Raw genomic sequence first — 26847 nt, 5'->3', positions numbered from 1 at the left:
GGCGGTCTCCCTAGAGGCCAGGTGCGGCGCGGCCATAAAGGCCGTTCGGGCGCACCAGGAGAATGAGTGCCATCAGCGCGAACATGACGATGGTCGCCATTTCCGGGGCGAAGAGCGATGTCATGCTGACCGAGACGCCGACGATGAGCCCGGCGATGACGGCGCCGGGAAGCGAGCCCATGCCGCCGATCACCGTCACCACGAAGGCTTCGGCCAGCACAAGCGTGCCCATTTCCGGACTGACATTGCGCATCGGTGCAGCAAGCACACCGCCGAGTGCAGTGATACCGACCCCGATGCCGAACACGACCAGCCACAATCTGCTGATATCGACACCCAGCACGCGCATGATCAGCGGATCGGCGGAACCCGCCCTGACGATCAGGCCGAATTTCGTCTTTTCGAGGCCGATCCACAACAGCAACAGGACGGCGACAACCACGCCGATGACGAAAAGCCGGTAAAGCGGGAAAAAGCCGATGCCGAGGTTCACCACGCCGCGAAGAGCTGCCGGCGTCGAGAACGGAATGCCGTCGGTGCCGAAGAATATGCGCACCGCCTCGACCAGCACGTAACCAAGACCGAAGGTGAGAAGCAGCGGATCGTCCGGCGAGCGGCCATAAAGGGGACGGATGAGGAAACGCTCGATCAGCATGCCGAACAGGCCGATCATGACCGGCGCGATCAGGAGAGCCCACCAGAAGCTTCCCGTCAGGCCCGCCACGTAGAGGCCCGCATAGGCTCCCACCATGAACAGCGCACCATGCGCGAAGTTCACGATGCCGAGCATGCCGAAGATGATCGACAGGCCGAGCGCAACCATGATCAGGACCGCGCCCAGCGCGAGACCCGAAAACAGCTGCATTGCAATCAATTGGACAGTCATGACCTCATCCGTCCCAAGGTATCAGCTCTTGAAGCCGAGTTCGGAGCAGGTTCGCAACACGCTCTCCGATGCAGGTTCCGCGGCGACGATCTTGAAGAGATCGGCATCCGATTTCATCGCGCTTTTCGCCTTGGATTCCAGGACGAGTACCGACTGCATCGCCTGGTGGTCGCACTTGCGGTAGGACTGCTCCCCCTTGGCGATATCATATTTCAGCGCTTCCAGAGCCGCGATGACCTTTTGTGGCTCCGTCCCGCCTGCCTTTTCGATGGCCATCAACAGCGAAGCGACGCCGGTATAGCCGTAGGCTCCGTAGTCGGTCGGGATCGTGCCCTTATACATGGCTCTGAAGGCGTCGTTGAACGACTTTGCGGAAGGCACCGTTTCTTCCAGGCCCCAGTAATAGTTTGCGCCGCCGGTGACACCTTCGAAGACTTCGGGATCGACCGCAAGCCGTTGGTTGTGGAGCAGAACCGGCACGACGATCTTCATCTGGTCCTTCACGCCGAAATCCACCGCCTGCTTGATGGAATTGGCCTGGTCGCGGCCGAAATTGCAGATGCAGAGGATGTCTGCGCCTGATGCCAGGATGGTCGGAATGAAGGTCGAATAGTCCGCCGCGCCGAACGGGTGCAGGATTTCGCTGACTGTCTGCGCACCGATTTCCTTGGCTGCCCGCTTGAAACCGCGCAGCATTTCGTGGCCGTAGGCATAGTCGGCAACAAGATAGGCGACCTTCGAACCCTTCTTGAAGCTGTGCTTGGCGACAACCGCGGTCGTCATCGTCGGATTCAGCGCCTCGTGGAACGTATAGGGGCTGAAATCCTTGATCTCGTTGATGGTGTCCGACTGGCTGATCGAGATGTACAGCATGCTGCGGGCACGGGTCACTTCGTTGACCGCAAGCTGTACGGCGCTCGAAAGTGCACCGACCACCGCATGGACCCTGTCCTTTTCGATCAGTTCGAGCGTGCGGGTGGCGGCTTCGCCGGCATTCAGCTTGTCGTCGCGCACCAGGAGCTCGACCTTGCGGCCTGCAATTCCGCCCTTGTCATTGGCGAGCTTGACGGCGAGCTGGGCGCTGCGGACCTGGTCGTTGGCCTCGGCGGCGAACGGGCCGGTCAAAGGCGTCGGAAACCCGATGCGGATGGTTTCCGCCTGCGCCCGGGCAATCCATGGCATCGAAAGTGTTCCGGCCATACCGGCCAACCCGATAAGGGCTGCACGGCGACCGATCGGCCTTAAAGCCAGTTTCTCAATTCCGTTTGTCATCCTGTCCTCCTCCTGACATCGGATCGTTATTGCGTTCAGATCGTGCCGAGCGCCTTCAATATGCGCGTCGGCGTCATCGGTATCTGCGTCAGCACCGCGCCATGACCCACAAGCGCATCGTTGACGGCATTCATCGCGGCAGCGGAAGCCGCCGCCGTCCCTGCTTCGCCGCAGCCCTTTGCACCGAGCTCGGTGTCCCGGGTCGGCGTTTCGACGTGGGAAATCTCGATATCCGGCATCTCACAGGCCATCGGCACCAGGTAATCGGCAAGCGAGCCGTTGGTGAGCTGACCTTCCTCGTTGTAGAGGCACTCCTCGAAAAAGGCCGCGCCCAGCCCCTGCACCACGCCGCCCCGCACCTGTTCGTCCACCAGCAGCGGATTGATGATGCGGCCGCAATCCTCGACCACCCAGTGCTTGAGGATCTTCACAAAGCCTGTCTCCGCATCCACTTCCACCAGGCAGCCCTGGGCTCCGTTCGTGAATGCGAACGGATAACCTTGCGGCGCATAGTGATGCACGACGGAAAGCTGCGCCTGGGTTTCCGGCGGCAGCGTGTCCGACCGGAAGAAGGCGATGCGCGCGACTTCCGCCAGGCTGACGCGCTGCCGGCCCGTGACCGCCTCGACGATCCAGTCCCCGCGGATATCAAGCTCGCCCGGCTGCGCCTGCAGGATGAGGCCTGCAATGGCGAGCAGATTTGTCTTCAGCTTTCGCGCCGCCTGCAGCGCCGTTTCGCCGCCGATGCCCGCGCCACGGCAGGCCCAGGTGGCGCCCCCATGGGGTGTCGTATCGGTGTCGCCGGTCATCACCCGCACTTTTTCACGATCGATGCCGAGCTGGTCGGCGACGATCTGACCGATGATGGTCTCCGTCCCCTGGCCCTGTTCGGTCACGGAAATCGAACAATGCACCTCGCCGGACGGCGTGAGCTTGAGGATGGCGCCGTCCTGCGCCGAAATCCGCGCGCCGCCGACACCATAAAAAGCCGGGCTCGGGTTGGTGATCTCCACGAAAAGGGCGATACCGATGCCGCGCAGGATGCCTTTCTGCCGCAGACCCGCCTGCTCCGCACGAAGAGCGTCATAATTCATGATCGACTTCAGCCGCGCGAGACAGACCTGGTGGGAGAGCTTTTCGAACTGGTACCCGGTCGGCGATGTGCGGGGATAGCTGCTGTCGGGAATGAGATTGCGCTCGCGGATTTCAAACGGATCGAGGCTGAGTTGGCGCGCCGCGGCATCGACCAGGCATTCCGTCACCGCGCAGGCAATCGGGTGCCCGACGGCGCGATACTGGCTGGTCTGCACCTTGTTCTGGAACACGACCGAAAGATTGGCGCGATAGGAAGAGAAGTCATAAGGGGCGCCCATCAGGCGGATGACCTGGTTTCCCTCGACCGCGCTGGTGCGCGGATAGCTCGAAAACGCGCCGATCGCGGTGACATCGTCCACATCCATAGCGGTGATGCGACCGTCCCTGTCGAGGGCAAGACGCCCGGTTACCCGGTGGTCGCGGGCATGAATATCCGAGACGAAGGATTCCATCCGGTCGGCGACGTATTTGATGGGGCGACCGAGCAGGATCGACGCGCCGACGACCGCCATCTCCTCGTGATAGACATGCAGTTTCATTCCGAACGAACCGCCGATATCCGGCGCGATGACGCGGACACTGGCTTCGGGAATGCCGTAGTGACGGGAATAGACATCCTGGAACTGATAGGGTGTCTGGGTCGCGTGGTGGGCAGTCAGCCGGTTCTCGCTCGGATCGTAATCGGCAACGATCGCGCGCGGTTCGAGTGTCACCGCCGTGTGCCGGCCGAAAATGAAGCTCTGCTCGACCGTTGTCTCCGCTGCATCGAATGCCTCCTCGACGCCGCCGCTGTCGAGTTTCGTGGCAAAGCAGATATTGTCTTCGAACTGTTGCGACATCGCCGGGGCAGACATGGCCTCGAGCGGGTCCGCCAGCGCCGGCAGCTCCTCGATATCGACGATCACCAGCTCGGCGGCATCTTCGGCGATTGCCCTGCTGTCGGCAACGATGAGAACGACCGGCTGCCCTGACCACATCACCTTCCCAAGAGGTAGCGGCACTTGCGGCGGAGACTTCATGTTGCTGAAATGTTCGAGTGTCCCGGTCCAGGGCGCGCAGATCGATGCTAGGTCCTCGCCCGTGAAGACGGCGCGAACACCGGAGAGGGCCTTTGCCTGACCGATATCGACGGAAACAATCTTTCCATGCGCATAGGGGCTGCGGACGAAAGCTGCATGCAGCATGCGCGGCAGCACCAGATCGGTCACGTACCGCCCCCGGCCTTCGAGCAGACGCTTGGCATTCGGTCGCGAGACCGAGCGGCCGATATAGGAGTTAGGCCTGTCGATGGAGCCGGCGAACGCGTTCATGCCTTCTCCTCCTCCAAATGCTGCCGGCGCTGTCTCGCCGTCGTCTCGATCGCATCGACGATCGATTCGTAACCGGTACAGCGACAGTAGTTTCCCGAGAGCGCGTCACGGATGCCGTCGCGATCGGGCTCGTCATCGGACGCCAGAATGCCGTAGGCGCTCACCAGCATGCCCGGAGTGCAGAAGCCGCATTGCAACGCATTGCGCTCATGAAACGCCTTCTGGAGGTCGTCGATCGCTCGGCGATGGGTCAGGCCCTCGATCGTCTCGACGGCGCAGCCATCGGCCTGCACCGCAAACATCAGGCAGGCATGCACCGGTCGGTCGTCCAGCAATACCAGGCAGGCGCCACAGACACCCATTTCGCAACCCGTATGGGTGCCGGTGAGCTGGATGTCCTGCCGTAGGAAATCGGCAAGCGTGGTGCGCGGTGCTACCAGCGCCTCGGTTGTCTCGCCGTTCACGGTCAGTGAAATCGCCACCTTGCCGCTCATAGGTTTGCCTCCAGCCGGCCGAGCAGCCGTCCGAGTAGCACCCTTGCGAGATGCCCGCGCATCTGTGGAGGTGTATGCTCGTCACCGACCGGATCAAGCTCCGTGCCGAGTACGTCCTGTGCCTGGCGGATCGCCTCCGGCGTCAACTGCCGTCCGGTCAGGGTGGCTTCGACCGCACGCATTCTGGCCGGCGTCGAGCCCACCGAAAAGAAGGCGATCCGCATGCGTTCGACAAAACCGCCCTGCATCTCCGCATCGATGCCCGCCCCGACGATCGCATAATCGCCGCGCCGGCGGGCCAGTTCGTCAAATGCCGTCCGGGTTTTCGCGGTTGCCAGGGGTACGTATATCGCGGTGATGATCTCGCCCGGCTGAAGCGCCGTTTCATAGAGATCGAGGAAGAAATCGCCGGCACCGACGCGGCGGCGGCCTTCGACGCAGGCAATTTCAATGATCGCATCGAGCGCCAGCGCCATGGCGGGAAATTCCGAGGCGGGATCGGCCAGCGCCAGGCTGCCGCCGAATGTGCCTTGGTTGCGGATCGCCGGGTGCGCCACGAAAGGAGCCGCCTTTGCAAGCAGTGGCGCGTGTTCGCGCACGAGATCCGAGCCGAGAATTTCGCAGTGGCGGGTGGTCGCGCCGATGCGCAGATGACCGCTGGCGATGGAAAGACCGCGCAGTTCGTCCAGGCGAGCGATATCGATGAGAAGGCCGGGGGCCTGCAGCCGAAGTGCCAGCGCCGGAACGAGGCTTTGCCCTCCCGCAATATAGCTCGCATCACCATCCGCGCTGACGAAAGCTTCCATTGCTTCCTGCAGGCTTTTCGGTCGCATGTAATCGAAAGCTCTCGCCTTCACCGGCTCCTCCCACGTGGCCCTCCGGATTTGTGACCACTTGGTTACAATATTTCGCAGGTCGACCCGCGGGTCAAGAAAAATAACCAACTGGTCTCAAATAAAATTACCACTTGGTCTCAAACGCCGGCCGCGGTATCGCTATGGGAAAGAGTTGCCGGTGACTCGGTGACGGGCATGGCAGATCAGGGCAGGCATGACGGATCAGAAGAAGAGCCTTGAACGCGAAAGTGGCGGAGAAAAACCGCGGCGTCCCAAACAATACATGCGGGCGAACGAGCGCGAACAGTTCATCCTGGAAGAGGCGGTCCGCTTCTTCGCCGAGCATGGCTTCGAGGGCCAGACCCGCGAGCTTGCCAAGCGCATCGGCATCACCCATTCGGCGATCTACCGGCATTTTCCCAGCAAGGAAGCCTTGATCGAGCGGGTCTACGAACATGTTTATCTCAGCCGCTGGGACGATAGCTGGGCCGGCCTGATCATCGACCGCAGCCGGTCACTGGAAAGCCGGCTGACGGAATTCTATCTGCGATATGTGGAACGTGTCTTCCACTACGACTGGGTCCGGATCTTCGTCTTTTCCGGCCTCAAAACCTTCGACATCACGACGCGCTACCTCGACATCGTGCGCCGGCAGATCGTCGAGCCTGCCTGCCTGGAACTCCGCCACGAACTGGGCCTGCCGGGTCCGGACGAGGCGCCGCTTTGCGAGCGGGAGACCGAATTGTTCTGGGGTCTCCACGGCCGCATCTTCTATCTGGCGATCCGTCGGTTCGTATATGCGACGCCCACCCCGGAAGCTCTCGAGGACATCGTCCGCGACGGCGTCAGAAGCTTCATGCTCGGTGGCCCGGCAATCGCAAAGGCGATCGTTCAACGGAAACCCTAGCGAGCATCCGCCCGGATGCCATCGTGCCTGCCCTAATATGCGCCCAGCATGGCGCGGCGGATCTCGTCATGGGCGATCTCGCCGTCCGAGCGCTTGAACTCCCTTTGAATGCTGCCATGGGAAAGCACATAGGCGCGCGACGACACGTCGATCGCCTGGAAGAAGCTCTGCTCCGCCATCAGGATCGTCATGTTGCTCTTCTCGCGCAGCTGGGTGATGGCATTCAGCACGTCGCGCACGACGATCGGCGCCAGGCCCACCGAGGGTTCGTCGATGATGATGACCTTCGGCGCCGTCATCAGCGAACGGGCGATCGCCAGCAGTTGCTGCTGCCCGCCGCTCATGGTCGAAGCGATCTGCTTGCGGCGCTCCAAAAGCAGCGGAAAGGTTTCGAAACAGTAGGCGAGGTTCTGCTTCATCCGGTCGCGGACCATGGGGTTGCTGCCCGCGAGCTTGAGATTGTCCTCGACCGAGATGTTCGGCACCAGGCGGCGGCCTTCCGGGACGATCGACAGGCCGAGGCGGACGATCTCGTGCGGTTGAAGTTTCGTAAGGTCGGTGTTCTTGCCATTCCATTCGAGCACGATCCGACCCGAACTTGCCCGCACGAAACCGAGGATGCAGTTGAGCAGCGTGCTCTTGCCGTTGCCGTTCATGCCGAGCAGCGCGACCATCTCGCTCTCGTTCAGTTCGAGCGAGACCTTCCGCAGGACCGAGACGGCGCCGTAACCCGCCGACAGGTTTTCGATAATCAGCCTATTCACCGAAATACACCTTCTGAACGAGCCGATTTTCGGCGATCTCGGAGGAGGTCCCCGCGGCGATCAGGCGGCCGGTCTCGAAGCAGACGACCCGCTCCGAAAAGCGCATGACCGCATGCATGATATGTTCGATCATGATCACCGCGACGCCGGACCGGTTGAGCGCGAAAAGGATCGCCAGAACCTCGTCGATCTCCTCTTCGGACAAGCCCGCCATCGCCTCGTCGGCGATCAGCACCTTTGGATTGCCGACAAGCGCGCGGGCCAGTTCCAGCTTGCGCAATTCAAGCTGGGTCAGCTTTTCGGACGGATCGGCGATGCGGCCCGACAGTCCGACGCTTGCAAGCACCGACCTTGCCCGGTCATGCTTGCTGCCCTCGACATGGCAGTAGTCGAGCGGAACGAGCAGGTTCTCAAACACGGTCATGCCGATGAATGGCCGCGGGATCTGAAAACTGCGGGCGATGCCCATCCGGGCTCGCTTATGGGCTTGGAGATGCGAGATGTCCCGGCCTTCGAAAAACACCGATCCGCGGTCGGGACGGTAGATGCCGGTGATGCAGTTGATGAGCGTCGTCTTGCCGGAACCGTTCGGACCGATGATGCCGAGCCGCTCGCCGGCGCCGACATCGAGATCGACGGGACCGAGCGCGCGGAACGATCCGAACCGTTTTTCGACGCCCTTGAGGGAGAGAACCGGCTGCATCATGGTCTTGCCCTGCCTTTATTGCGGCCGAAGAGATCGGAAATACCGCCCGGAGCAAAGGCCACGAAGGCGATCAGGACCGCGCCGACGAAGAGAATGTTGAGTTCGGAGGATATGGTGACCGTGGCGATCTGCTGCACCGAAGCGAGCAGAAGAGCACCGATCACCGGGCCGACCCAGGTTCGGGTACCGCCGATCAGCGGCATGGCGATAGCGTTCAAACCGATGATCAGGCTGAAGGCGGTGACCGGTTCGACAAAGGACGTGTAGAACGGATATGGCGCACCGGCCGCGGCAAGCACCGCGCCGCTCAGGGCGCAGGCGACCAGCTTGAGGCGAAGCGTCGGGACGCCGGAACATTCCGCGGCGTCCTCGCTTGCCCGCACGGCCCTGAGGCCACGGCCGATCCAGGAAATCTCCACCCAGCGGGCGAGCGCCACGCTGGCGACCGCGATCACCACCATGACGGTAAAATTGTATTGTGACGGCCCGGGGCTCCAGGCAGGCGGCCGCGGGCCGTAGACGGCCATGCCGCTTGCCCCGCCGAGACCGGAGATATTGTGCACGATGGTTTCGAGCACGACGACGAGGCCGAGCGTGGCGATGGCGAAATAGACGCCCTGGATACGCAATGTCAGGTAGCCCATCAGCACGCCGAGAATGGCACCGACAATCGCGGCGGCCAGGATGCAGAGCGGCAGCGGCAGGCCGAATGTGGTGAACAGGAATGCCGAAAGATAGACGCCGGCGCCGAAGAAACCGGCCGCGCCGAAATTGATGTAGCCGGCATAACCGCCGAGAATGTTCCAGCCGGTGGCGATCGTCACATATTGAAGGACCACGTAGCCGGCAAAGAAATAGAACGGGTTTTTGAGCAGCCACGGCATCAGGAAGCCGAGCGCGAGAACGATGACGACGCCCGCGAGGAAGACGAGGGAGTTCTTTTTCATCGCGCAGCTCCGAACAGGCCCTGCGGGCGGAGGGCGAGGCCTAACAGCAGGATCGCAAAGGCGACCCCGGGGGACCAGGAGGGATTGAGATAGCTGGAGACGAGCGCCTCCGCGATGCCGATAACGATGGCGATCACCAGGCCGCCGGGAATGGACCCCATGCCGGCGAGAACCACGATCGCGAAGACGCGGCCGATCTGGTAGCGCCCGGCAAAGGGTTCAATCGGGCCGACCATGATCAGGGCAGCTCCGGCGATGACGGCGGTGGCGGTGGCGATGCCGAAAGCGTGCCGCTTGACGGAGGCCGGATTGAGGCCGGCGATCGAAAGCGCCCGCTCCTCATGGGCGACGGCACGGATTGCCGTGCCGGAACTGGTGCGGCTGAGATAAAGCCACACGGCCGCGATCGTCACGGGGGCGAGAAGCGCAGGGATCAGCAGCCGGTAGGGAATGGTGAGGACGCCGAGCTTGAGGCTTGAGCCGATATAGGAAACGCTGACGGACTTGAGTTCGGAACCGAAGCCGAGCGACAACAGGATCTCGATCACCAGCGAAAGGCCGAAGAACAGCGTCAGGCTCTGCAGCACGTTGGCGCCGCCCTTGCGTTCGAAAACAGCCGAGTAGAAGGCGTAGAGCACGACGCCGAGAAGATAAAACGGCACAAGGCCGATCACCGCCGCGACGATCGGATCGAGCCCCCATTGGGTCAGCGTATAGACGAAGAACGCGCCGGCGACGACGAGCGTCGGATGGGCGATGTTTGGGATGTGGAGAATGCCGAAGGTGATCCCGAGCCCCAGGGCGAGCGACGCATATACGCTCCCCAGCAGAATGCCCGTCACGATGGCGTTCAGCAGAATGTCGATCGATAGCATTGATAGGGGCCCTTGAGCCGGCCTTGCGCCGGCTCTCTGGATCGGTTGAAGGATTAGCTGGCGCGCGCCTTGTTATAAGGCGCGGCGAGGTCGCCCGTCTTCAGGGATGGCGGGTCGAGAATGACCTGGTGGCCCGGGTTGCGGAACTGTTCGAGATCGTTGCCCTTGATGCCGCGCAACTGCACCATCAGGACGCGGCGTTCCTTCCAGTCGCCGATCTCGGTAAAGGCGATCTTGCCGGCGATGGTATCGACGGCGTTGGCATGCAGGAAGGCTGCCATCTTGGCCGGATCGACGGAATTCGAACCCTTGATCGCAGCCGCCGCCAGCTGGCCGGCGACATAATAGAAGGGCGGAATGTAAAAACCGAGCGGATCAACGCCCTGCTTGACGGCGATCGGCGTATACCGGTCGAAAAAGCTCTTGATCGCCGGTGTCTGCATGGTGGGTTCCGGAACGAAGGTATGCGAGTTGACGAGCCCGTTGAGTTCGGGACCGAGCGAACCAAGCAACGCCCCGTATTGCGGGCCGATCATGGCTCCGCCGAAGAGTTTCACCTTGTCGGAAATACCGATTTCCTTGACGCCGCGGATGATCGCCGTGCTGTCGGCGGGATAGGAGGCAATGAAGATCGCCTCCGGGTCCCCCGCATTGATGTTGCGGATCATCGAAGAGAAGTCGGACGTGTTCGGCGGGTAGCTCTGATTGAACACCACCTCCATGCCATATTCCTTGGCGACTTCCGCGCCGCCCTTGGCGGCGTTTTTCGAAAATTCCAGGTCGGCATTGATGATGGCGATCTTCTTGACTCCTTGCGCCTTGGCAAGGTCGAAGAAGCCGCGGGCCCAATCCCGTCCGGAGTTCGGTCCCCACGGGCCACTGTGGAAGAACTTGTCGTGCTTGGCGACATCGTTGCCGGCGAGGCCAAACATGCCGATCATGAACAGGTCGCGCTGCTTGATGAAGGGCATGACCGGCGCGGAAAGGTTGGCGCCGTAGGGCGAAAACAACACGTCGCAGGCATCGACATCGACGAGCTTCGAATAGATTGCCGGCACGTTGGCGGCACTGCTCTGATCGTCGTAGATGACCAGTTCAACCTTGCGGCCGAGAAGCCCGCCTGCCGCGTTGACGTCGTCTCGCCAGAGCTCGTAGCCGATCTGGCCGTTCTTGGTGCTCGCCAGCGGACCGGTCAGCGAGACACTGGCGCCGACCCGGATCGGCTTGTCCTGTGCAAATGCCTTGCTCCCCAGGATTGCCGGCGCGGCAAGACCCGCAGCCGTCGCTGCCATGAGCTTGTGAAACTGACGCCTTGTCTTCATAGCTTTTCCCTCCCAAGAAAATTCGCTAGACGAATAAATATTCGCATAACGATAGGCAGCAGGTCTTGCGCTTGTCAATCCCGTGTGCGAACGAAATGCCGTGCAGCAGGAGAAATTCCGATGATTGACAGCAATTCGCCCGAGTTCGTCGAGGCGTTGGCACGGGGATTGTCGGTCCTGGAGGCTTTTGACGCCAAGGATCCGGAAATGACGCTGGCCGAGCTTTCCCGCAAGGTCGGCATGTCGATCGCCACCGTCCGGCGGAATGTCCTGACGCTCGAAGCGCTCGGTTTCATTCGCCGGCACAACAAGCATTTTCTCCTGGCTCCCCGCATCCTCACCCTCGGCTCCGCCTATTTGAACGCCTTCAATGTCGAAGAAGCGGTCACTCCCGAACTGCACCGGATCACCTCGCTTTTCGGCGATGCCGCCAACATGGCCGTGCTCGACGGGACGAACGTGCTTTACATTGCCCATCTTTCCGAAAGCCGCGGCGTGCGGCGCAATGCCAGCCTCGGCGTTACATATCCTGCCTACGCGACCTCGATGGGCCGGGTATTGATGGCAGCTCTTGCGGAAGAGGAGATGGAGCGGTTTTTTGAGGCCTATACGCCGGTGAAGCTGACCGACTACACGGTGACCGACGAGGCGGAACTCCGGGAAATCCTGGTCGAGACCCGCGCAAAGGGCTATTCGATCACTGTCGACCAACTCGATTACGGCATCACCGCGCTTGCCGTGCCGGTCAAGGACAATACCGGACGGGTCGTCTGCGCGATCAACAGTTCAGGCTACACGCCCCGGCTGACGCCGGAGGAACTGGTCGAACAGCGCCTGCCGGAACTGCGGCTGGCGGCCAACCGGCTCTCTCAGCTGTTCAGCCGCTTTCCAGCACTTGTCCATTCACTGGCGCCGGCCAACCCGGCCACCCGCTGATCCCTCGCAGCCAACTCCTCCTCTGAAATTTTTCAAAGCCCTTGCGTCAGGGCTTGACACCTCGCGCCCTCGAAATTCATTATACGAATATAAATTCGCCGAGCGAATACTTTTAAGAATGGCATGGGAGGGATTCATGGCGCGATTGCAAATCGCAGTCATCGTCGGAAGTGCACGGCAGGCGTCGCTCAACAGGCTGCTCGCCCTTGCTCTGACGCGGCTCGCGAAACCCGACATCGAGTTCGAATGGGTGACGATCCGTGACCTGCCGATCTTCGACCAGGACGTGCTGGATGCCGGCGCACCCCCGCAGGTCGAAAGGCTGCAGGCTGAGATCCGGCGCGCCGATGCGCTGCTTTTCGTCACGCCGGAGCACAACCGCTCGATCTCGGCGATGCTGAAGAATGCCATCGACTGGGGTTCGCGGCCCAGAGATACCAGCGCCTGGGCCGGCAAGCCGGCGGCGATCACCGGCGCTTCCTACGGCCGGATCGGCACCGCGGCGGCGCAGCAGCACCTGCGTGCCATTCTCGGCTGCCTCGACGTTGCCGTGATGGGGCTGCCCGAAGCGTTCATCCGTCTGCCGCCCGGCCTCATTACTCCCGAAGGTGATGTGACCAATGAGGAAACCCGCCTCTTCCTGCAGCAGTTCATGGACCAGTTCGACCGATGGGCCAGCCGCTTCGCGGGCAAGGCGAGCGTTGCAGCCTAACCATTTTCCAAGGACATCAGCATGAAAATCGGCAAGCAATCCACGCCCTACCAGGCGATCTGCACCTCTAATCCGGAGACGATCATCGTGCGGGGCCACGACCTCGTCGACACCCTGATCGGTTCGATCTCGTTTACGGAATATACCTGGTTGCTGGTCGCCGGCTCTTTGCCGGACGAAAGGCAGCGCCGCATGCTCGACGCGACGCTGGTGGCGATCGCCGAACATGGCCTGGTGCCGAGTGTGCAGGTGGCGCGCATGACCCTCGCCGCCTCTCCTGAAGCGGTCCAGGGCGCCGTCGCCGCCGGCCTTCTCGGCTGTGGTTCGGTCATTCTCGGCGCGTCGGAGACCTCCGGGGCCTTCTTCCGCGATATCCGCGAAGAGGCGCAGGCAAGCGGCCGGTCGGTGGAAGCCGCCGCCGAAAAGCTGTTGCGCGGTTATAAGGAGCAGAAGAGGCCGGTGCCCGGCTACGGTCATCCCCTTCACAAGGGGCATGACCCGCGCGCCGAGCGCCTGCTTGCGATCGCCCGCGAACTCGGCGTCGCCGGCATTCATTGCGAGATCGCCAAGACGGTCGAACGGCTCATCCCCGAGATCATCGGCAGGCCGCTGGTCATGAATGTCTCGAGCGCCATTCCCTGCGTCCTGCTCGATGCCGGTTACCCGCTGCTCGCCCTGAAGGGCGTGCCGCTTCTTGCCCGCACCGCCGGGCTGATCGGTCACCTGCTTGAGGAACAGACAAGGCCGATCGGCTTCGTCATGTCCGCCGCCGCCGCCAGCGCCATCGAATACGACGGCCCTGCGCCTGACGGCTTCGTGGCAAACGAGAACTAGGACCCGGACATGCTGAAAGCTCTGGACCAAATCCGCATCGTCGAACAGGGCACGTTCATTACCGGCCCCTGCGCCGGCATGATGCTCGCCGATCTCGGCGCCGATGTCATCAAGATCGAGTCGGCCGGCAATGGCGATCCCTATCGCAGCTTCAAGACCGGTTTCTACAGCGCCCATTTCCAGGCCTATAACCGCAACAAGCGGGCGATCGGGCTGGATCTCAAAAGCGAGCAGGACCGCGAGGTCTTTTACCAGCTGATCGCCCAGGCCGATGTTTACATCCAGAATTTCCGCCCCGGCGCAGCAGGCCGCATCGGCGCCGACTATGAGACCCTGTCGAAGATCAATCCCAAGCTGATCTACTGCTCGATCAGCGGGTTTGGCCCCGACGGCCCCTATGCGCAACGGCCCGTCTACGATTCCGTCGCGCAGGCCGTCAGCGGGTTTCTCAGCGTCTCGATCGACCCCGAACAACCGCGCTTCATCGGCCCGGCGCTCGCCGATGCGATCACCGGCATATACGCCTCGCTCGGCATTTCGGCAGCGCTGATCGAACGCGGCCGCACCGGCAAGGGCAAGCGCATCGACATTTCCATGGTCGAGGCCATGATGCATTTCGCGGTCGAACCCTTCATGGGCTATTTTGCCCTTGGCGAAGAACCGAGCGGTGTCGATCGTCCGCGCCTCGCACAGGCCTTCATCGTCCGCTGCAAGGACGACAAGCTGTTTGCCTTCCACCTGTCCTCGCTCGACAAGTTCTGGGATGCGCTGGTCGAGGCGATCGAGGGTGAGGCACTCGCCAGGGACGAACGGTTCTCGCAGCGACTGAAGCGCATCGACAACTACGATGCGTTGAACGCCGAGCTCAACGCGATCTTCGCCACCAGGACCCGGCCGGAATGGGTGGAGCGCTTCTCGAGGTTCGACGTGCCTTTCGCGCCAATCAACTCCATCCCGGATGTGGTGAACGACCCGCAGGCGCAGCATCTGGAAATGTTCGTGCCGGTCGCCGGCCGGATCGAAGGTGCCGAGCAGACGGTTCGGCCCGCCTATTCGTTCGATGGAGAACACGCAAAGACGGTGCGCGCCGCACCGGTCGTCAACCAGCACGGGGGCGAGATTCGCGCGGCGTTGCAAAGCAATCCGACGGCCTGGCCGGCGCTGGAAACGGAGACGGCGGCTGTGGCGGGTTAGGAATTCGGTCTAATAGACAGGACAATTCGGAGGAGAAGATGGCAACCCTGGCAGCGGTCCTTGCGACCACTCACCACCCTTTTTACCTGAAGGCGACGACCATGCCGCCGGAACAGCAGATGCCGCAGGCGGCGGAATGGAAACGCAAGGTCGAGGCCTATCGCGAGACCCTGACCCGCGCCAAGCCGGATATCCTGGTGATGGTCGGCGCCGACCATTTCCACCAGTTCTTCCTCGACAACTATCCGACCTTCCTGATCGGCAAGGCACCGCGCTACGACGCGACCTTCTATAATGAAGAGCGTGAGTTCGGCATCCCGAAATATGTGCTGGAAGGCCATGAAGAACTGTCGAACTTCATGCACCAGGGCCTGATGGACCGCGGTTTCGACTTCGCCTTCAGCCATGAACTGAAGCTCGACCATTCGATCATCTGCCCGATCATCACCACGCGCCCCGATGCCGACCTGCCGGTCGTGCCGATCTACACCAATATCTTCGCACCGCCGCTGCCTTCGCCGAAGCGTTTTTGGGATCTCGGCCGCGCCATCCGCGAGATCATCGACGAGTTCCCATCCGACAAGCGCATCGCCGCCGTCGGCAGCGGGCACCTGTCGCTCGAACTCGGCGGACCGCGCCAGTTCAAGGAAACCGGCCCGGATCCGGAGTTCGACCGCAAGGCAATCGAATGGCTGTCGACCGGCAATATCGAGGAAATCCTCGCCAATGTGACCCAGGAAAGCATGACGAAAAGCGGCAATGCGACCCATGGCTTCATGGACCTGATCCTGATGATGGGCATCGCCGGGCCGATCCCGACCGCCTATCATGACAATCTGGACCTCTTCCACACGATGGAAGCATACTTCACCTGGTATCCGGAAGGAGCAGAGGCATGAGCAAGTATTATGTGAACAAGTTCCTCTTCACCGTCGACCGCGACCCGGAACTGCTTCGCCGCTACAAGGAAGACCCGCGCTCGCTCGTCGCCAGCTGGGAACAGTCGATCGGCCCGAAGCTGAACGACGCGGAAATCTCGACCGTCAACTCCCTCACGGACGCGGAACGCGATGCGCTCGTGAACCACGATTATGTGGCGCTGTTCGAGATGGGGGCACATTTCTTCCTGTCGCTGACGATCTTCATCGCGATCTATGACGAGGATTACATGGCCAAGCACGGTCCCCTCTCCTTCCAGCGCGAATTCGCCGAGAAGCTCAAGCACTGGAACGGCAAGGATTACCCGTCGATAGCGCTATGGCAGGCAGCCGCGCGGTGAAAGACGCGTCGTAGCGAAGGTCTCCGACGCCGCGACGGCGACGAAGGGCATCACGATTTCAGGTCGGGAGGGGAAGACGATGTGCAGATTCTGCAATAACCGGGCGCATGCGCCGGCGGAACTCGGTAGTGGCTCCGGCAAGATCATTGCCGCGCCGGCCAACATGCCGGCCGGCGTTGGCGATCCCGATCGCCTGACCCTGATCCGCGCCGGCGCGGTGCTCTCCATGGATAACGCCGTCGGCAATTTTTCCAAAGGCGACGTGCTGATCCGCGGATCGCGGATCGTCGAGGTGGCTGCATCGATCAACGCGCCGGAGGCCGCGATTATCGACGCTTCCGGCATGGTCGTCATGCCGGGTTTCATCGATACGCATCACCACCAGTTCGAAACGGCGCTTCGAGGCCTGCTTGCCGACGCGATCCTGATCAATGACGGGCGGCCGGAAAGTGCTGCCAACTATTACGAGTGGATGCTCCAGAAGTTCTCGGTGCTCTACCGGCCGCAGGATGTCTACATTTCGGAATTGTTCGGCGGCCTGTCGCAGATCGACGCCGGCGTGACGACTGTCATGGATGTCAGCCAGATCCACCATTCGCCGGAACATTCCGATGCAGCAATCACCGCACTTCGCGATGCCGGGCGGCGCGGCGTCTTCGGTTATTTCGAAGGCTGGGGCGATGCTTCGAGATATCCGGGTGATGCCCGACGCATCAAGGCCGAACATTTTGCGAGCGACGACCAGTTGCTGACCATGGTCATGGGCGGAGAAATATACCTGCCGTTCCATGAGGAGGCCTGGGCGCTTGGACGCGAACTCGGCATCCCGGTCGCGCTGCATGTGGTCGGCACTTTCGGCATGCAGGCGGTGTTCGACCAGCTGGCGGAGGCCGGCCGTTTCGGACCGGACAATATCTTCATCCACATGACCGGCATGAGCGACATGGCCTGGGAGCGTGTGGCGGACGCGGGCTCGCATATCTCGCTTTCGGTACCGATCGAGATGCAGATGCGGCACGGCAACCCGCCGCTGCAACAGGCGCTCGATCTCGGCCTTCAGCCGTCCCTGTCGACGGATGTGGAATGCACCATGACCGCCGACATGTTCACCCAGATGCGCTCGGCGATCACGTTGCAGCGAATGCTGGCGAACGACAAGGCGTTGCGGGGCGAGGAATACCCGAAGCTGTTGTCGGCGATCGACGTCATCCGCTTTGCGACCATCGAAGGGGCGCGCGGCCTCAAGCTCGATCACAAGACCGGCACGCTGACACCGGGCAAGGAAGCCGATATCATCCTGCTCGATGCGAATGCCATCAACGTCGCCCCGCTGAACCACGTTCCCGGTGCCGTCGTCACGCTGATGGAGCGCTCCAACGTCTCAACGGTGTTTTGCGCCGGCAAGATCCGCAAATGGCAGGGCACGCTGATCGGCCATGACATCGCCAGGCTGAGGTCGGAACTGGAAGCAAGCCGCGACTTCCTGCTCGATGCCGCCGGGATCAGACCGGATCTGTTTTAAACAGTCCGCAATCAGCTCAGGGAGCCATCGGCAGCCGGCGGCGGCCCGGTCCCCGAGAAGACCACACACGTGAGGCCGGCAACGGAACCGCCGGATCGCCGTTACCGCGCGTCATGCCGAAGCGGGCGCTCTCCACCATGCTCACCGGTTCCGTCCGCGAGCGAGCCAAGCGTAGCCGCGGACAACCGCCTGTCGTTCCTCGAACGAGGCCACTGCGTCGATATCGTCAAACCCGTCGGGCGCACGGGCCTCGACCATGTCGATGACACCCTCGGGTCCGCCCCGGCGGTTCGCCAGGACGATTTCCGATGTGGCAGGGCGGCGCTCCGCGTCGTAGCGGGAAAGGGCTGCCTCGACGTCATCCTGCGTCCGAAGATGTCCGGCAAGGCATCTGGCGTCGAGGATCGACTGGCTCGCGCCGTTGGAGCCGACCGGATACATGGGGTGGGCCGCATCCCCGAGCAGTGTGACCCGCCCGAACGACCAGCGGGGCAAAGGCTCCCGATCGCAATTCGGATATTCGTAGAAATTGTCGGTCGCCTGGATGATGGAGGCGGGATCGACGAATTCGAGATGAAACCGATCACGGACGAAGGGCAGCACCTCGTCTGGAATACCGGACCGGCTCCAATCCTCTCGGCGAAGCGGCGCGGTGCCTGCCTCGCCCACCTTGGCCATCACGGCCCAGTTCGTCAGCCGCATGCCAGGCTCGGCGGGATCGGCCTCGATCGGGTAATAGACGAACTTGGCGAAATTGCCGCCTGATATCGCCATCGTCCGGCCGTCGCGCCAGATCGGCCAGCGCGTCGCGCCGCGCCACAGCATGATCCCGCTCCAGATCGGCGGCCCCTCGTCGGGATAGAGCTGCGCCCGGACCGTGGAATGGATGCCGTCGGCGCCGATCAGCAAATCCCCACGGGCTGTGCCGCGCCATCCGTCCTGTCCGCCGAGATGAACCACGACCCCGTCTTCCGTCTGTTCGAAACCGTCCACCCGGCAACCGGTTCTGATCACATCGGGTCCGAGACGCGTGATGACCGCCCTGTGGATCACGCCGAGCAGCTTGCCGCGATGGATGCTGATCTGCGGCGCCTCGTGTCCCGCGTCCAGGCCGCGCAGTTCCTGCCACACGACCTGGCCAAAACGGTTGGTGTAAATCAGCGCCCGCGTCCTTATCCCCGCCGCGTCGAGGCCAGGCAGCAGCCCGAGATCGGCCAGCACGGCCACGGCATGCGGCAGCATGTTGATGCCGACTCCGAGTTCGCGAACCTCGTCGGCACGTTCGAAGATCTCGACCTCATTCCCGGCCTCGTGGAGGTGAAGTGCGGTCGTCAATCCGCCGATGCCGGCGCCTGCGATGAGTGCCTTCATGACTGGTCCTTCCTCCCGTTTCGAGACGCGCAAAGCCGCCGGCCATCTACTGCGGCGTCACTCGTCTCCTGTATTCGAGCTGCATGGCGACGAAATCGGCCGTGTTTTCCCGATAGCGCTCAGCGATGGCGTTCAGCGTCTCATCCAGCGCTTCCGCCGGTTTGCGGCCAAGCGGCGCTCCGGGCACGCTCAACCACGACGCGCCTGTGGTCACCTCGTCGGGAATGATGCGGAGACCGCTGCGGCTCTCCACCGCATCTGCACCGGCTGCGAAGGTCACCACGCGCGAGCGGTAGGTGCGTGACCAGGCATCCGCGACAAAAGCGAGCGAAACTTCGTCCACGCCTTGAGACAGTTCGATGCCGAGCGTTTCTCGGCCCCAGAAGGCGAGCGAGTTGCCGATTGCCGTCAATGCGAAGGACCGCGTGAACGCGAAGGCGCCGCTGTCATGTCGCGCATCCCAATCCGCGACACCCAGATCGGCTGCCACTTCCTGAGCTTTCTCCCGCCCGGCGATCGCCTCGATCAAGGTCAGCGACATCGGCATGGAGGCGCTGATGCCGGTCGTCGTGGCAATGCGACCGTCGACGAGGAAGCGGCGATCGGCAACGTGGCGGATGCTCGGATGTTCCTCCAGCATCGCGTCCAGCGAATACCAGTGGGTCGTGGCCTTTCGCCCGTCGAGAAGGCCGGTGGCCGCAACCACCTTGGCACCGACGCAGACGCCGATGATCATCGCACCTTTGTCAGCCTGGCTCCTGATCCAGCGTAGCGCCGCCGGATCATCCTCGCGCACCATGGCCGGGACGATGACGTAGTCGGCGCCTTCCGGATACTGCCTGTCGAATTCCGAGATCGTCGCCTGCGGTTCGACCTTCAACGCCGGATAGAGAACGATCGGCCCGGGCTGCGTCGCCAATGCCACCACGTCGGCCACATCGGCGCGGCGCAGGATGCCGTAGGGCATCAGGTAGTCGGTGATCTCCGTCCCGTCGTTGATGCCGACGACGGCGATCACCGGACGGACCCGTTTGGGCGGCTTCAAGGCCTCCACCGTGGCGCGTGTCTCCTCGACCGAAATAGGCCCAGGAATAGATTTGGCTTCGCTGGCGGACGAGCCTGACGGCAGAGAGACTATCCAGCCGCCGGCAACCACCAGCAAGACCGCAGCAAGCCCCAACCCGCCCGCAAGAACAAAGCGCCACGTCATCATAGTTTCGCCGATCGATCGGTTGCCTCTGTTTGCAGGCAAAGTTACCGCTGCTATCGTCTGACTGAAATGACATTAATCGGGCAAAAACTGCCATGGCTCGCACAATTGCTCTCGTGGTGCATCCGGGTTTCCAGCTTCTCGATGCGGCCGGGCCGACGTCGGCTTTCGAGATGGCGGAGCGGTTCCAGCCGGGCAGCTACGACCTGCTGCTGATGGCGCCGGGCGGCGGCGAAATCGAGAGCTCGTCAGGCCTCAAGCTGTCGGCAGCCCCGCTCCAGGACGGGCCGTTCGACACAGTGATGATCTCGGGCGGCGAGATCATCCGCTCCATGGAGGCCGTGCACGAAATTCTCGAATGGCTGAAGCGCACGGATGCAAGGCGCGTGACGAGCGTTTGTTCCGGGGCCTATCTGCTCGCCGAAGCGGGGCTGCTCGACGGGCGCCGCGCCACCACCCATTGGAACAGTTCGCACGATTTTTCCCGCCGCTACCCCAAGATAGAAATGCACGCCGAACGCATCTATGTCCGGGACGGTCACGTCTGGACCTCGGCCGGCATTTCCGCCGGTATCGATCTGGCACTTGCTCTCATAGAAGATGACCTGGGGCCGGATATTGCGCGAAGGGCAGCACAGCAGCTCGTCGTTCATCAGCGCCGGCCGGGCGGCCAGTCGCAGTTTTCAGCGCTTGTCGACCTCGGCGGACACACGGGCAGGTTCTTGTCGCTGATCGGCTGGATGCGCGAGCATCTGGCCGAACGGCTGACCGTCGAGCGGCTCGCCGACCAGGCGGCGATGAGCCCACGCAACTTTGCCAGGGCGTTTGCTGCCGAAACCGGCATGACACCCGCCAAGGCTGTAGAACGCCTGCGGCTCGAAACGGCGCGGATGGCGGTGGAGACCAGCCACGCGCCGCTCGAACATATTGCCGAGGCCGCCGGTTTCGGCGACGCCGGGCGTATGCGCAGGGCGTTCCTGAGAAGCCTGGGACAGCCTCCGCAGGCGCTCAGGCGTGGCTACAAATAGCGCAAGGACGCAGATGGGCGGTCAAGGACGCGCCTAGAATTCCTGCCAATCGTTGTTGACCGCAGCCGCCGCGGAGCCGCCGGAGAAGGCCGTGGCAACCCTGCGGGCCAGATTGCGGGCCGGCGATGCAGCCGGCGTGTCGCGGCGATCGGCCGGACGCGGAACGTGGCGCTGACCGGGCAGCTTGAACTGGGCCAGCAGTTCGTTGAGCGATGCCGCATCCCTGGCGAGACCATGGCTTGCGGCGGTCGACTCCTCGACCATCGCGGCATTCTTCTGGGTATCCTGGTCCATCTGGTTGACGGCCGTGTTGATCTGCTGAAGGCCCGAAGACTGTTCCTGGGCCGACTCCACGATCGCGTTGACGTGCCGGTTTATCTCCTGCACTTCCGAAACGATCGTTACCAGCGCCTGTCCGGTCTGGCCCACCAGTTGCACCCCGGCGTTGACCTGCTCGTTCGACGTCGTGATCAGCGCCTTGATCTCCTTGGCGGCCTTGGCGGAGCGCTGGGCGAGTTCGCGCACTTCCTGGGCAACGACGGCAAAGCCCTTGCCGGCATCGCCCGCACGGGCCGCTTCGACGCCGGCGTTCAGTGCCAGAAGATTGGTCTGGAAGGCGATATCGTCGATGACGCCGATGATGTTGGAAATCTCGCCCGAGGACCGCTCGATCTGTTCCATCGCCTTGACGGCGCGCTGGACGACCTCGCCGGAGGTTTCCGCGCCGCTGCGGGTGCGGGCAACCAGCGCGCCGGCCTCCTGGGCGCGCTTGGTGGCATCCTTGACGGTGGTGGTGATTTCTTCGAGAGCCGCGGCGGTTTCCTCGACGGAAGCTGCCTGCTGCTCGGTGCGCTTGGCCAGATCGTCGGCGGCTGCCTTGATCTCCGCCGAACCGGCCTGGATGCTACGGGCATTCTCCGCCACCTGCTCCAGGGCCGTCTGCAGCTTGGTCGCCGAGGCGTTGAAGTCGCTGCGAACACCGTCCAGCGTCGCAGTAAACTGCTTTTCGATGCGGTAGGACACATTGCCGTCGGACAGATGGCTCAGGCCTTCCGCCAGGTTGTCGACGGCGAACTTGATCTCGGCGGCTTCGCGCGTCTTCTGGGCTTCGCGCTCGATGCGCTCGCGCTCGGACAGGCCGCGATTGTCTTCGGCTTCCCGTTCCAGGCGGGCGCGCTCCAGCGCGTTGTCGCGGAAGATGGCGACGGCCTTGGCCATCTCGCCGATTTCGTCCTTGCGGTCGAGGCCGTCGACAGCAGCTTCCGTCTGACTGGCAGCCAGCGAAGCCATACGCTCACGCAGGCGGGCCATCGGCGCGGTGATGCCCTTATGGGCGATGGTCATGGACAGGACCGCGGCAATCGCGATGCCGAGAAGCATGCCGCAGATCGCATAGGTGATCGTGCTGGAGACCGATTGGCTGAGCGTCTTGGCGCCGTTGTTGAGGATTTCGGCCATGGCGCCGTTATTGGCGCCGAATTTCGGCGAGAGGTCGACGATCGCCTGATCGAGCTTGGCTGAGAGCGTACGGACTTTTTCCTTGTCGCCTGCGGTATGGGCCTTGAGAAGATCGTCGCCGACCGCCTTCAGCGCATCCGCACCGGCAAGCAGTTCGTCGATCGCAGCCTTGCGGCTCGGCACCAGCGCCGGGATCTGACTCAACCGGTCGCGGGCGCCGGCAAATTCCTTGGAAAACCGGCCTGAAAGATCCTGGAACGCCGCGCTTGCCGGCTCCTGGGCCAGCGCGCGGCTGAGCCAGGTCGTCGCGGTCCACATGCCGGCAGCACCGCGGGGTCCGAAGGTCGCAGCGTTGCTTTCCTTCTGCAGGAAGCCGGAATAAGCCTCGTTGGCGGCGCTGAACCTGCTGGTGACATACATCAGGCCTGCAAGGGAAATGACCGCAAGGATGGCAATTGCCATGAGAAATTTTGTTTTAATCTTTAAATTCTTGAGCATCAGATACCTCGAAAAACGCTGAGAGCCGCGGTGCATCGAACAGTGAAAAATGCCGGAGCCGTGCCGGACGGTGCACATCATGCGCAGGGTGATCGAACTTGATCCTCCATTGTTCATAAGCGCTTTTTCATAATAAAATCTTACTCTTGCCGCAGTGCATCAAAGGCACATTCGGACCTCCAGGTGGTTTTCACCACTGCTTTACCAAAGGCGGCAGAAGGCAATCTTGTTTGTTGCGAAGCACAATGGACTGCCTTCAATTGGGAGACGGACCCTCGTTTGGTCCCCGTCAAACCCGGCAAATTGATATGAAATCAACTATGGATAATCGAAGGATTTCAACGTAAATTTCTCACGCCGCAACATCATGATGCTTTCAGCGGCCGCCCTGGCAACTCCCTTCCCGAAAATGGCATCCGCGCAAGCGATCGGCTTTACACCGAGCCCGATCTCCCCCGATCCGGCCATCCAGATCCTCGATCCGAGCTTGGCGGAATATCGCGTTGCCAGCAGCTCGCTCGAACAGGTCGCAACCGGTGCTCGCTGGCTGGAAGGTCCGGTCTGGTTCGGCGACGGACGCTATCTGCTCGTCAGCGACATTCGCGGTCGCTTCCTGTCACGCCTCCATTGCCAAAGCTGGGTCTCGATAATCTTCCTGCTTCGCCACCACCATCTGCCAAACGACACTCCACAAATGCATGTCGGAATCAATATTCGTGAAAGTGGCCTCCTTGTCATTGAAATTCATTGCTTATAATCGAATTTCATGAGAACCTCTATCCATAGCCATTTTTCAGAGACGATTATCGGGATTCATGGAACAGGGACAGAGAAAGCCATTTTCAGAAGCTATCAGTATTTTTCACGGCCGCTCGATGCCGGAAGCCGCCCTCCCGGTCGGCTATGCAGCCCTGATCGATGCCTTTGAATTAGAAGTACCTGTGCCAATCATCCTCTCAGCGATCGGTCCTCGCCACAAAGTCTATCAGGCCGAAGGATGGAATGTTTATACACCGCGCCACCAACCAGACAATAATCTTACCGGACACCTAACCTTTGCCCTACGCTATGAAGGACTGGATCTTGCCGTTCTGAAAACCCTGTTCCGGGAAACAGGTCCTGAGCCGATCACCAACCTGGTGCGCGCGGCGCCGACTGGCGCCTATGCTCGACGGCTGTGGTTTCTCTACGAATGGCTGCTGAATACACGGCTTGATCTGCCCGACGCGGCACAGGGCACCTATGCCGTTGTCGTCGATCCAGACCGGCAATTCTGCGTGAGTGGAACGAGTTCGACAAGACATCGCGTGAAGAATAATTTGCCCGGCACACCAGCTTTCTGCCCGTTGATCTTTCGCACGCCCGCACTCGAAGCACTCGTTGCACGCGGACTTGGCAACGAAGCGCGCCAGTTGATCGACGAGGTGCCGGCGGACCTGCTTGCACGCACCGCTGCATTCCTGCTGCTCAAGGATTCGCGCTCAAGCTTTCAGATCGAGGGAGAAGATCCGCCGCAAGATCGCATCCAGCGCTGGGCCCAGGTTATCGGTGGAGCCGGGCGTCGACCGATAGACCGCGCCGAATTGGAGCGGCTGCAGCGCATTGTCATCGGCGACGCGCGCTTCGTTCATCTTGGCTTGCGCGTTGAGGGTGGATTCATCGGCGAGCATGATCGCCTGACGGGCGCGCCAATCCCCGATCATGTCAGCGCCCGACATGAAGATCTGTCCTCTCTGATCGACGGCCTGACTTCTTTCGACCGAGGCGCGGCACAGCAGCTCGATCCTGTTCTCGCCGCCGCGGCTCTCGCCTTCGGCTTCGTCTACATCCACCCTTTCGAGGATGGAAATGGCCGACTGCACCGCTATCTAGTCCATCATGTTCTCGCCGAGCACGGGTTCAATCCTCCCGGACTCGTCTTTCCGGTCTCGTCCGTCATGCTGGACCGCATCGATGCCTATCGAACCGTGCTGGAAAGCTATTCACGCCGCCTGTTGCCGGTTGTTCGTTGGCAGTCGACAGATCGTGGTAATGTCACGGTACTGAACAACACAGCCGACTTCTACCGCTACTTCGATGCGACGCCTCAGGCCGAATTCCTGTTCGAGTGTGTAGCCCGAACGATTGATGTGGACCTTCCAGCCGAGATAGCATTCCTAAGCATTTATGACGCGTTTAAGACCGAGGTCCAGCAGATGATCGATATGCCCGATCGCCTGCTGGACCTCCTGTTCCGCTTCCTGCGCCAGAACGACGGGCGACTGTCGAAGCGGGCTCGTGAACGGCAGTTCTCGGCGCTCACCGATGCAGAGGCGGCACGCATCGAGGCCATCTATGCTGATATTCAAGGTGCAGTGAAGTGAGGTCGTTTTGCAGTTAATCATCAGGGCATTGTAAACTTAACGTTCACGAGGCAATCGTAGGCCGCTTGCACCATGGAGGTTCAGGCGCCCCGCAAAGCTCAAACATCGCCTAAATCACCTTGCCAAGCGGGCGCCACCCAGACATGGCAGCTCCTCAGCGTGAAGTGGTAGTGTGATCGGTGCATGTCGACCGGGCGCCGCGATATCTACTCCGTCTTTCCGGCGGAAAGCCCAAAAAACTCTTTTCTGTACCCCGCCGACAGCGGTCGGAGCTTCGTCAAATTCTTGAGAATCCGGACAGGCTGTTTGAGAACGTTCCGGTTCAGGAAATACATATGGATCAGGCTGGGCGCCTTGCTGTGCGATCCCTTGTGGGCGACACGGTAGACCGCGCCCCGGAACGGCAGCGCGTTCAAGGGCGTACCGCGTTCGGCCAGAATGGATTCTATGCGGACATGGCTGCCAAGCATGTCCTTGATCCACGGGAGGGAAGCGTCTTCCGCCGTTGACGGCAGTCCGTAGAGGTCCGAACGAATGATCAGCGACGTTCCGCAATAGTGGTTGAACTGGTCGCGGCACAACAGAATGCTGCCGCCGTCGTCCCAGATATAGCCCTTGTCGATCGTCCAGCCATTCTCGTTCTGGTGCCGGGCAGCATATTCAGTAATTCTGGCGCTGACAAAATCGTCATCGTCGACGATCATGAAAAAGCGGCAATCGCGGGCCGTCAGCATGCCCGCAAGCACACGGCGGCCTTTGTCGGCGCGAAATGAATCGAGAAAATCCTCTTCCGTCGCATCGCCCCGCTCGTGGATGTCGTTCGGCGGAAAGTCCACCCATGCCACCGAGAACCTCTCCGGCAGGACAGGAAGATCGGCACCCCTGTTGGCGACGACCACGCCCCGCCAGTCAGGATTGGTCTGGTTTGCGATGGATGCCACGGTCTGCGTCAGGTTTCGCTTCAGGATGCTCCAGTCGCGCGCGTTGTCCTGGTGCCGTACAGGGATGATGAAGGTCACAACACTCAT

25 protein-coding genes are annotated in these 26847 nt (G+C 61.9%); 11 read left to right on the top strand and 14 right to left on the bottom strand.

The features are described 5' to 3' along the window. Positions 1-10 precede the first annotated feature (10 nt). From C5L10_RS19345 to C5L10_RS19325, 5 genes are read right to left on the bottom strand one after another with little or no spacing between them, the layout of a single operon-like run. Positions 11-886, bottom strand: coding sequence for a branched-chain amino acid ABC transporter permease (locus C5L10_RS19345; protein WP_046610268.1), 876 nt, complete (start codon positions 884-886; stop codon positions 11-13). Positions 887-907: 21 nt separating this feature from the next. After that, on the bottom strand, positions 908-2158 hold the full coding sequence (locus C5L10_RS19340) for an ABC transporter substrate-binding protein (RefSeq protein ID WP_105431019.1): 1251 nt from the start codon (positions 2156-2158) through the stop codon (positions 908-910). 35 nt (positions 2159-2193) lie between these two features. After that, on the bottom strand, positions 2194-4563 hold the full coding sequence (locus C5L10_RS19335; protein ID WP_105431018.1) for a xanthine dehydrogenase family protein molybdopterin-binding subunit: 2370 nt from the start codon (positions 4561-4563) through the stop codon (positions 2194-2196). Beyond that, positions 4560-5057 carry a (2Fe-2S)-binding protein gene (locus tag C5L10_RS19330; protein ID WP_105431017.1) on the bottom strand — a complete coding sequence of 166 codons (498 nt, stop codon included), beginning with the start codon at positions 5055-5057 and terminating at the stop codon, positions 4560-4562. Before C5L10_RS19330 ends, C5L10_RS19335 begins: the two co-directional genes overlap by 4 nt. Next, positions 5054-5914, bottom strand: a complete 861-nt coding sequence (locus C5L10_RS19325) for a xanthine dehydrogenase family protein subunit M (protein ID WP_105431016.1) — start codon at positions 5912-5914, stop codon at positions 5054-5056. The genes C5L10_RS19330 and C5L10_RS19325 overlap by 4 nt, the downstream gene beginning before the upstream one ends. Before the next feature lie 262 nt (positions 5915-6176). On the opposite strand from C5L10_RS19325, the gene C5L10_RS19320 reads away from it, so the two are divergent. Then, complete coding sequence (locus C5L10_RS19320) at positions 6177-6800, top strand: TetR/AcrR family transcriptional regulator (RefSeq protein ID WP_105431015.1); 624 nt, start codon at positions 6177-6179, stop codon at positions 6798-6800. Positions 6801-6832: 32 nt separating this feature from the next. On the opposite strand, the gene C5L10_RS19315 is transcribed toward C5L10_RS19320, so the two are convergent. Genes C5L10_RS19315 through C5L10_RS19295 form a run of 5 tightly spaced genes read right to left on the bottom strand, consistent with a single transcriptional unit; the run spans position 6833 to position 11414 of the window. Continuing rightward, positions 6833-7564, bottom strand: a complete 732-nt coding sequence (locus tag C5L10_RS19315) for an ABC transporter ATP-binding protein (protein WP_205837072.1) — start codon at positions 7562-7564, stop codon at positions 6833-6835. Then, positions 7557-8270 (bottom strand): ABC transporter ATP-binding protein, encoded by a 714-nt coding sequence (locus tag C5L10_RS19310; protein WP_245448046.1) that lies wholly within the window; start codon positions 8268-8270, stop codon positions 7557-7559. Before C5L10_RS19310 ends, C5L10_RS19315 begins: the two co-directional genes overlap by 8 nt. Beyond that, on the bottom strand, positions 8267-9217 hold the full coding sequence (locus tag C5L10_RS19305; protein ID WP_105431013.1) for a branched-chain amino acid ABC transporter permease: 951 nt from the start codon (positions 9215-9217) through the stop codon (positions 8267-8269). Before C5L10_RS19305 ends, C5L10_RS19310 begins: the two co-directional genes overlap by 4 nt. Next, entirely contained in the window at positions 9214-10092 is an 879-nt protein-coding gene (locus C5L10_RS19300) for a branched-chain amino acid ABC transporter permease (protein ID WP_105431012.1), read from the bottom strand. The genes C5L10_RS19305 and C5L10_RS19300 overlap by 4 nt, the downstream gene beginning before the upstream one ends. A gap of 53 nt (positions 10093-10145) precedes the next feature. Then, positions 10146-11414: an amino acid ABC transporter substrate-binding protein gene (locus C5L10_RS19295; RefSeq protein WP_046665949.1), complete on the bottom strand. Its 1269-nt coding sequence runs from the start codon at positions 11412-11414 to the stop codon at positions 10146-10148. Between the two features lie 120 nt (positions 11415-11534). Here C5L10_RS19295 and C5L10_RS19290 point away from each other — a divergent pair, with 120 nt between their 5' ends. From C5L10_RS19290 to C5L10_RS19260, 7 genes are all read left to right on the top strand, one after another. Continuing rightward, complete coding sequence (locus tag C5L10_RS19290; RefSeq protein WP_105431011.1) at positions 11535-12350, top strand: IclR family transcriptional regulator C-terminal domain-containing protein; 816 nt, start codon at positions 11535-11537, stop codon at positions 12348-12350. 136 nt (positions 12351-12486) lie between these two features. After that, on the top strand, positions 12487-13062 hold the full coding sequence (locus tag C5L10_RS19285) for an NADPH-dependent FMN reductase (RefSeq protein WP_105431010.1): 576 nt from the start codon (positions 12487-12489) through the stop codon (positions 13060-13062). A gap of 21 nt (positions 13063-13083) precedes the next feature. Next, positions 13084-13896 (top strand): citryl-CoA lyase, encoded by an 813-nt coding sequence (locus tag C5L10_RS19280; RefSeq protein WP_105431009.1) that lies wholly within the window; start codon positions 13084-13086, stop codon positions 13894-13896. 9 nt (positions 13897-13905) lie between these two features. Then, complete coding sequence (locus tag C5L10_RS19275) at positions 13906-15090, top strand: CaiB/BaiF CoA-transferase family protein (RefSeq protein WP_105431008.1); 1185 nt, start codon at positions 13906-13908, stop codon at positions 15088-15090. 38 nt (positions 15091-15128) lie between these two features. After that, positions 15129-15989 carry an extradiol ring-cleavage dioxygenase gene (locus tag C5L10_RS19270; protein WP_105431007.1) on the top strand — a complete coding sequence of 287 codons (861 nt, stop codon included), beginning with the start codon at positions 15129-15131 and terminating at the stop codon, positions 15987-15989. Further along, complete coding sequence (locus C5L10_RS19265) at positions 15986-16369, top strand: hypothetical protein (RefSeq protein WP_105431006.1); 384 nt, start codon at positions 15986-15988, stop codon at positions 16367-16369. The genes C5L10_RS19270 and C5L10_RS19265 overlap by 4 nt, the downstream gene beginning before the upstream one ends. A 79-nt stretch (positions 16370-16448) precedes the next feature. Then, a complete protein-coding gene (locus tag C5L10_RS19260; RefSeq protein WP_105431005.1) occupies positions 16449-17891 on the top strand; it encodes an amidohydrolase family protein in 1443 nt (480 codons plus the stop codon). 141 nt (positions 17892-18032) lie between these two features. On the opposite strand, the gene C5L10_RS19255 is transcribed toward C5L10_RS19260, so the two are convergent. Beyond that, entirely contained in the window at positions 18033-19262 is a 1230-nt protein-coding gene (locus tag C5L10_RS19255) for a flavin-dependent oxidoreductase (RefSeq protein ID WP_105431004.1), read from the bottom strand. Between the two features lie 46 nt (positions 19263-19308). Beyond that, positions 19309-20472 carry a DJ-1/PfpI family protein gene (locus C5L10_RS19250; RefSeq protein WP_105431054.1) on the bottom strand — a complete coding sequence of 388 codons (1164 nt, stop codon included), beginning with the start codon at positions 20470-20472 and terminating at the stop codon, positions 19309-19311. A gap of 95 nt (positions 20473-20567) precedes the next feature. On the opposite strand from C5L10_RS19250, the gene C5L10_RS19245 reads away from it, so the two are divergent. Further along, positions 20568-21500 (top strand): GlxA family transcriptional regulator, encoded by a 933-nt coding sequence (locus tag C5L10_RS19245; protein ID WP_105431003.1) that lies wholly within the window; start codon positions 20568-20570, stop codon positions 21498-21500. A gap of 33 nt (positions 21501-21533) precedes the next feature. On the opposite strand, the gene C5L10_RS19240 is transcribed toward C5L10_RS19245, so the two are convergent. Then, positions 21534-23456: a methyl-accepting chemotaxis protein gene (locus C5L10_RS19240; RefSeq protein WP_105431053.1), complete on the bottom strand. Its 1923-nt coding sequence runs from the start codon at positions 23454-23456 to the stop codon at positions 21534-21536. 370 nt (positions 23457-23826) lie between these two features. Here C5L10_RS19240 and C5L10_RS34935 point away from each other — a divergent pair, with 370 nt between their 5' ends. Together C5L10_RS34935 and C5L10_RS19230 are read left to right on the top strand one after the other, a co-directional pair. Continuing rightward, positions 23827-24213 carry a hypothetical protein gene (locus C5L10_RS34935; RefSeq protein WP_371411956.1) on the top strand — a complete coding sequence of 129 codons (387 nt, stop codon included), beginning with the start codon at positions 23827-23829 and terminating at the stop codon, positions 24211-24213. A 58-nt stretch (positions 24214-24271) separates the two neighbouring features. Beyond that, positions 24272-25819, top strand: a complete 1548-nt coding sequence (locus tag C5L10_RS19230; RefSeq protein WP_105431002.1) for a Fic family protein — start codon at positions 24272-24274, stop codon at positions 25817-25819. 206 nt (positions 25820-26025) lie between these two features. On the opposite strand, the gene C5L10_RS19225 is transcribed toward C5L10_RS19230, so the two are convergent. Further along, positions 26026-26847: a galactosyl transferase gene (locus tag C5L10_RS19225; RefSeq protein WP_105431001.1), complete on the bottom strand. Its 822-nt coding sequence runs from the start codon at positions 26845-26847 to the stop codon at positions 26026-26028.

Origin of the sequence: Neorhizobium sp. T6_25, assembly GCF_002968555.1 — a bacterium.
Lineage (GTDB): Bacteria > Pseudomonadota > Alphaproteobacteria > Rhizobiales > Rhizobiaceae > Neorhizobium.
The sequence above is the reverse complement of the archived record's forward strand: the minus strand, read 5'-3'. Positions and strand labels throughout refer to the sequence as shown.

What these genes read in the sequence shown, in the direction of transcription:
- C5L10_RS19300 (WP_105431012.1), bottom strand. Translation starts at nt 10,092, where the DNA reads ATGCTATCGATCGACATTCTGCTGAACGCCATCGTGACGGGCATTCTG.
- C5L10_RS19310 (WP_245448046.1), bottom strand. Translation starts at nt 8,270, where the DNA reads ATGATGCAGCCGGTTCTCTCCCTCAAGGGCGTCGAAAAACGGTTCGGA.
- C5L10_RS19245 (WP_105431003.1), top strand. Translation starts at nt 20,568, where the DNA reads ATGGCTCGCACAATTGCTCTCGTGGTGCATCCGGGTTTCCAGCTTCTC.
- C5L10_RS19295 (WP_046665949.1), bottom strand. Translation starts at nt 11,414, where the DNA reads ATGAAGACAAGGCGTCAGTTTCACAAGCTCATGGCAGCGACGGCTGCG.
- C5L10_RS34935 (WP_371411956.1), top strand. Translation starts at nt 23,827, where the DNA reads ATGCTTTCAGCGGCCGCCCTGGCAACTCCCTTCCCGAAAATGGCATCC.
- C5L10_RS19260 (WP_105431005.1), top strand. Translation starts at nt 16,449, where the DNA reads ATGTGCAGATTCTGCAATAACCGGGCGCATGCGCCGGCGGAACTCGGT.
- C5L10_RS19240 (WP_105431053.1), bottom strand. Translation starts at nt 23,456, where the DNA reads ATGCTCAAGAATTTAAAGATTAAAACAAAATTTCTCATGGCAATTGCC.
- C5L10_RS19265 (WP_105431006.1), top strand. Translation starts at nt 15,986, where the DNA reads ATGAGCAAGTATTATGTGAACAAGTTCCTCTTCACCGTCGACCGCGAC.
- C5L10_RS19340 (WP_105431019.1), bottom strand. Translation starts at nt 2,158, where the DNA reads ATGACAAACGGAATTGAGAAACTGGCTTTAAGGCCGATCGGTCGCCGT.
- C5L10_RS19345 (WP_046610268.1), bottom strand. Translation starts at nt 886, where the DNA reads ATGACTGTCCAATTGATTGCAATGCAGCTGTTTTCGGGTCTCGCGCTG.
- C5L10_RS19320 (WP_105431015.1), top strand. Translation starts at nt 6,177, where the DNA reads ATGCGGGCGAACGAGCGCGAACAGTTCATCCTGGAAGAGGCGGTCCGC.
- C5L10_RS19250 (WP_105431054.1), bottom strand. Translation starts at nt 20,472, where the DNA reads ATGACGTGGCGCTTTGTTCTTGCGGGCGGGTTGGGGCTTGCTGCGGTC.
- C5L10_RS19270 (WP_105431007.1), top strand. Translation starts at nt 15,129, where the DNA reads ATGGCAACCCTGGCAGCGGTCCTTGCGACCACTCACCACCCTTTTTAC.
- C5L10_RS19275 (WP_105431008.1), top strand. Translation starts at nt 13,906, where the DNA reads ATGCTGAAAGCTCTGGACCAAATCCGCATCGTCGAACAGGGCACGTTC.
- C5L10_RS19290 (WP_105431011.1), top strand. Translation starts at nt 11,535, where the DNA reads ATGATTGACAGCAATTCGCCCGAGTTCGTCGAGGCGTTGGCACGGGGA.
- C5L10_RS19335 (WP_105431018.1), bottom strand. Translation starts at nt 4,563, where the DNA reads ATGAACGCGTTCGCCGGCTCCATCGACAGGCCTAACTCCTATATCGGC.
- C5L10_RS19330 (WP_105431017.1), bottom strand. Translation starts at nt 5,057, where the DNA reads ATGAGCGGCAAGGTGGCGATTTCACTGACCGTGAACGGCGAGACAACC.
- C5L10_RS19305 (WP_105431013.1), bottom strand. Translation starts at nt 9,217, where the DNA reads ATGAAAAAGAACTCCCTCGTCTTCCTCGCGGGCGTCGTCATCGTTCTC.
- C5L10_RS19280 (WP_105431009.1), top strand. Translation starts at nt 13,084, where the DNA reads ATGAAAATCGGCAAGCAATCCACGCCCTACCAGGCGATCTGCACCTCT.
- C5L10_RS19225 (WP_105431001.1), bottom strand. Translation starts at nt 26,847, where the DNA reads ATGAGTGTTGTGACCTTCATCATCCCTGTACGGCACCAGGACAACGCG.
- C5L10_RS19255 (WP_105431004.1), bottom strand. Translation starts at nt 19,262, where the DNA reads ATGAAGGCACTCATCGCAGGCGCCGGCATCGGCGGATTGACGACCGCA.
- C5L10_RS19285 (WP_105431010.1), top strand. Translation starts at nt 12,487, where the DNA reads ATGGCGCGATTGCAAATCGCAGTCATCGTCGGAAGTGCACGGCAGGCG.
- C5L10_RS19230 (WP_105431002.1), top strand. Translation starts at nt 24,272, where the DNA reads ATGGAACAGGGACAGAGAAAGCCATTTTCAGAAGCTATCAGTATTTTT.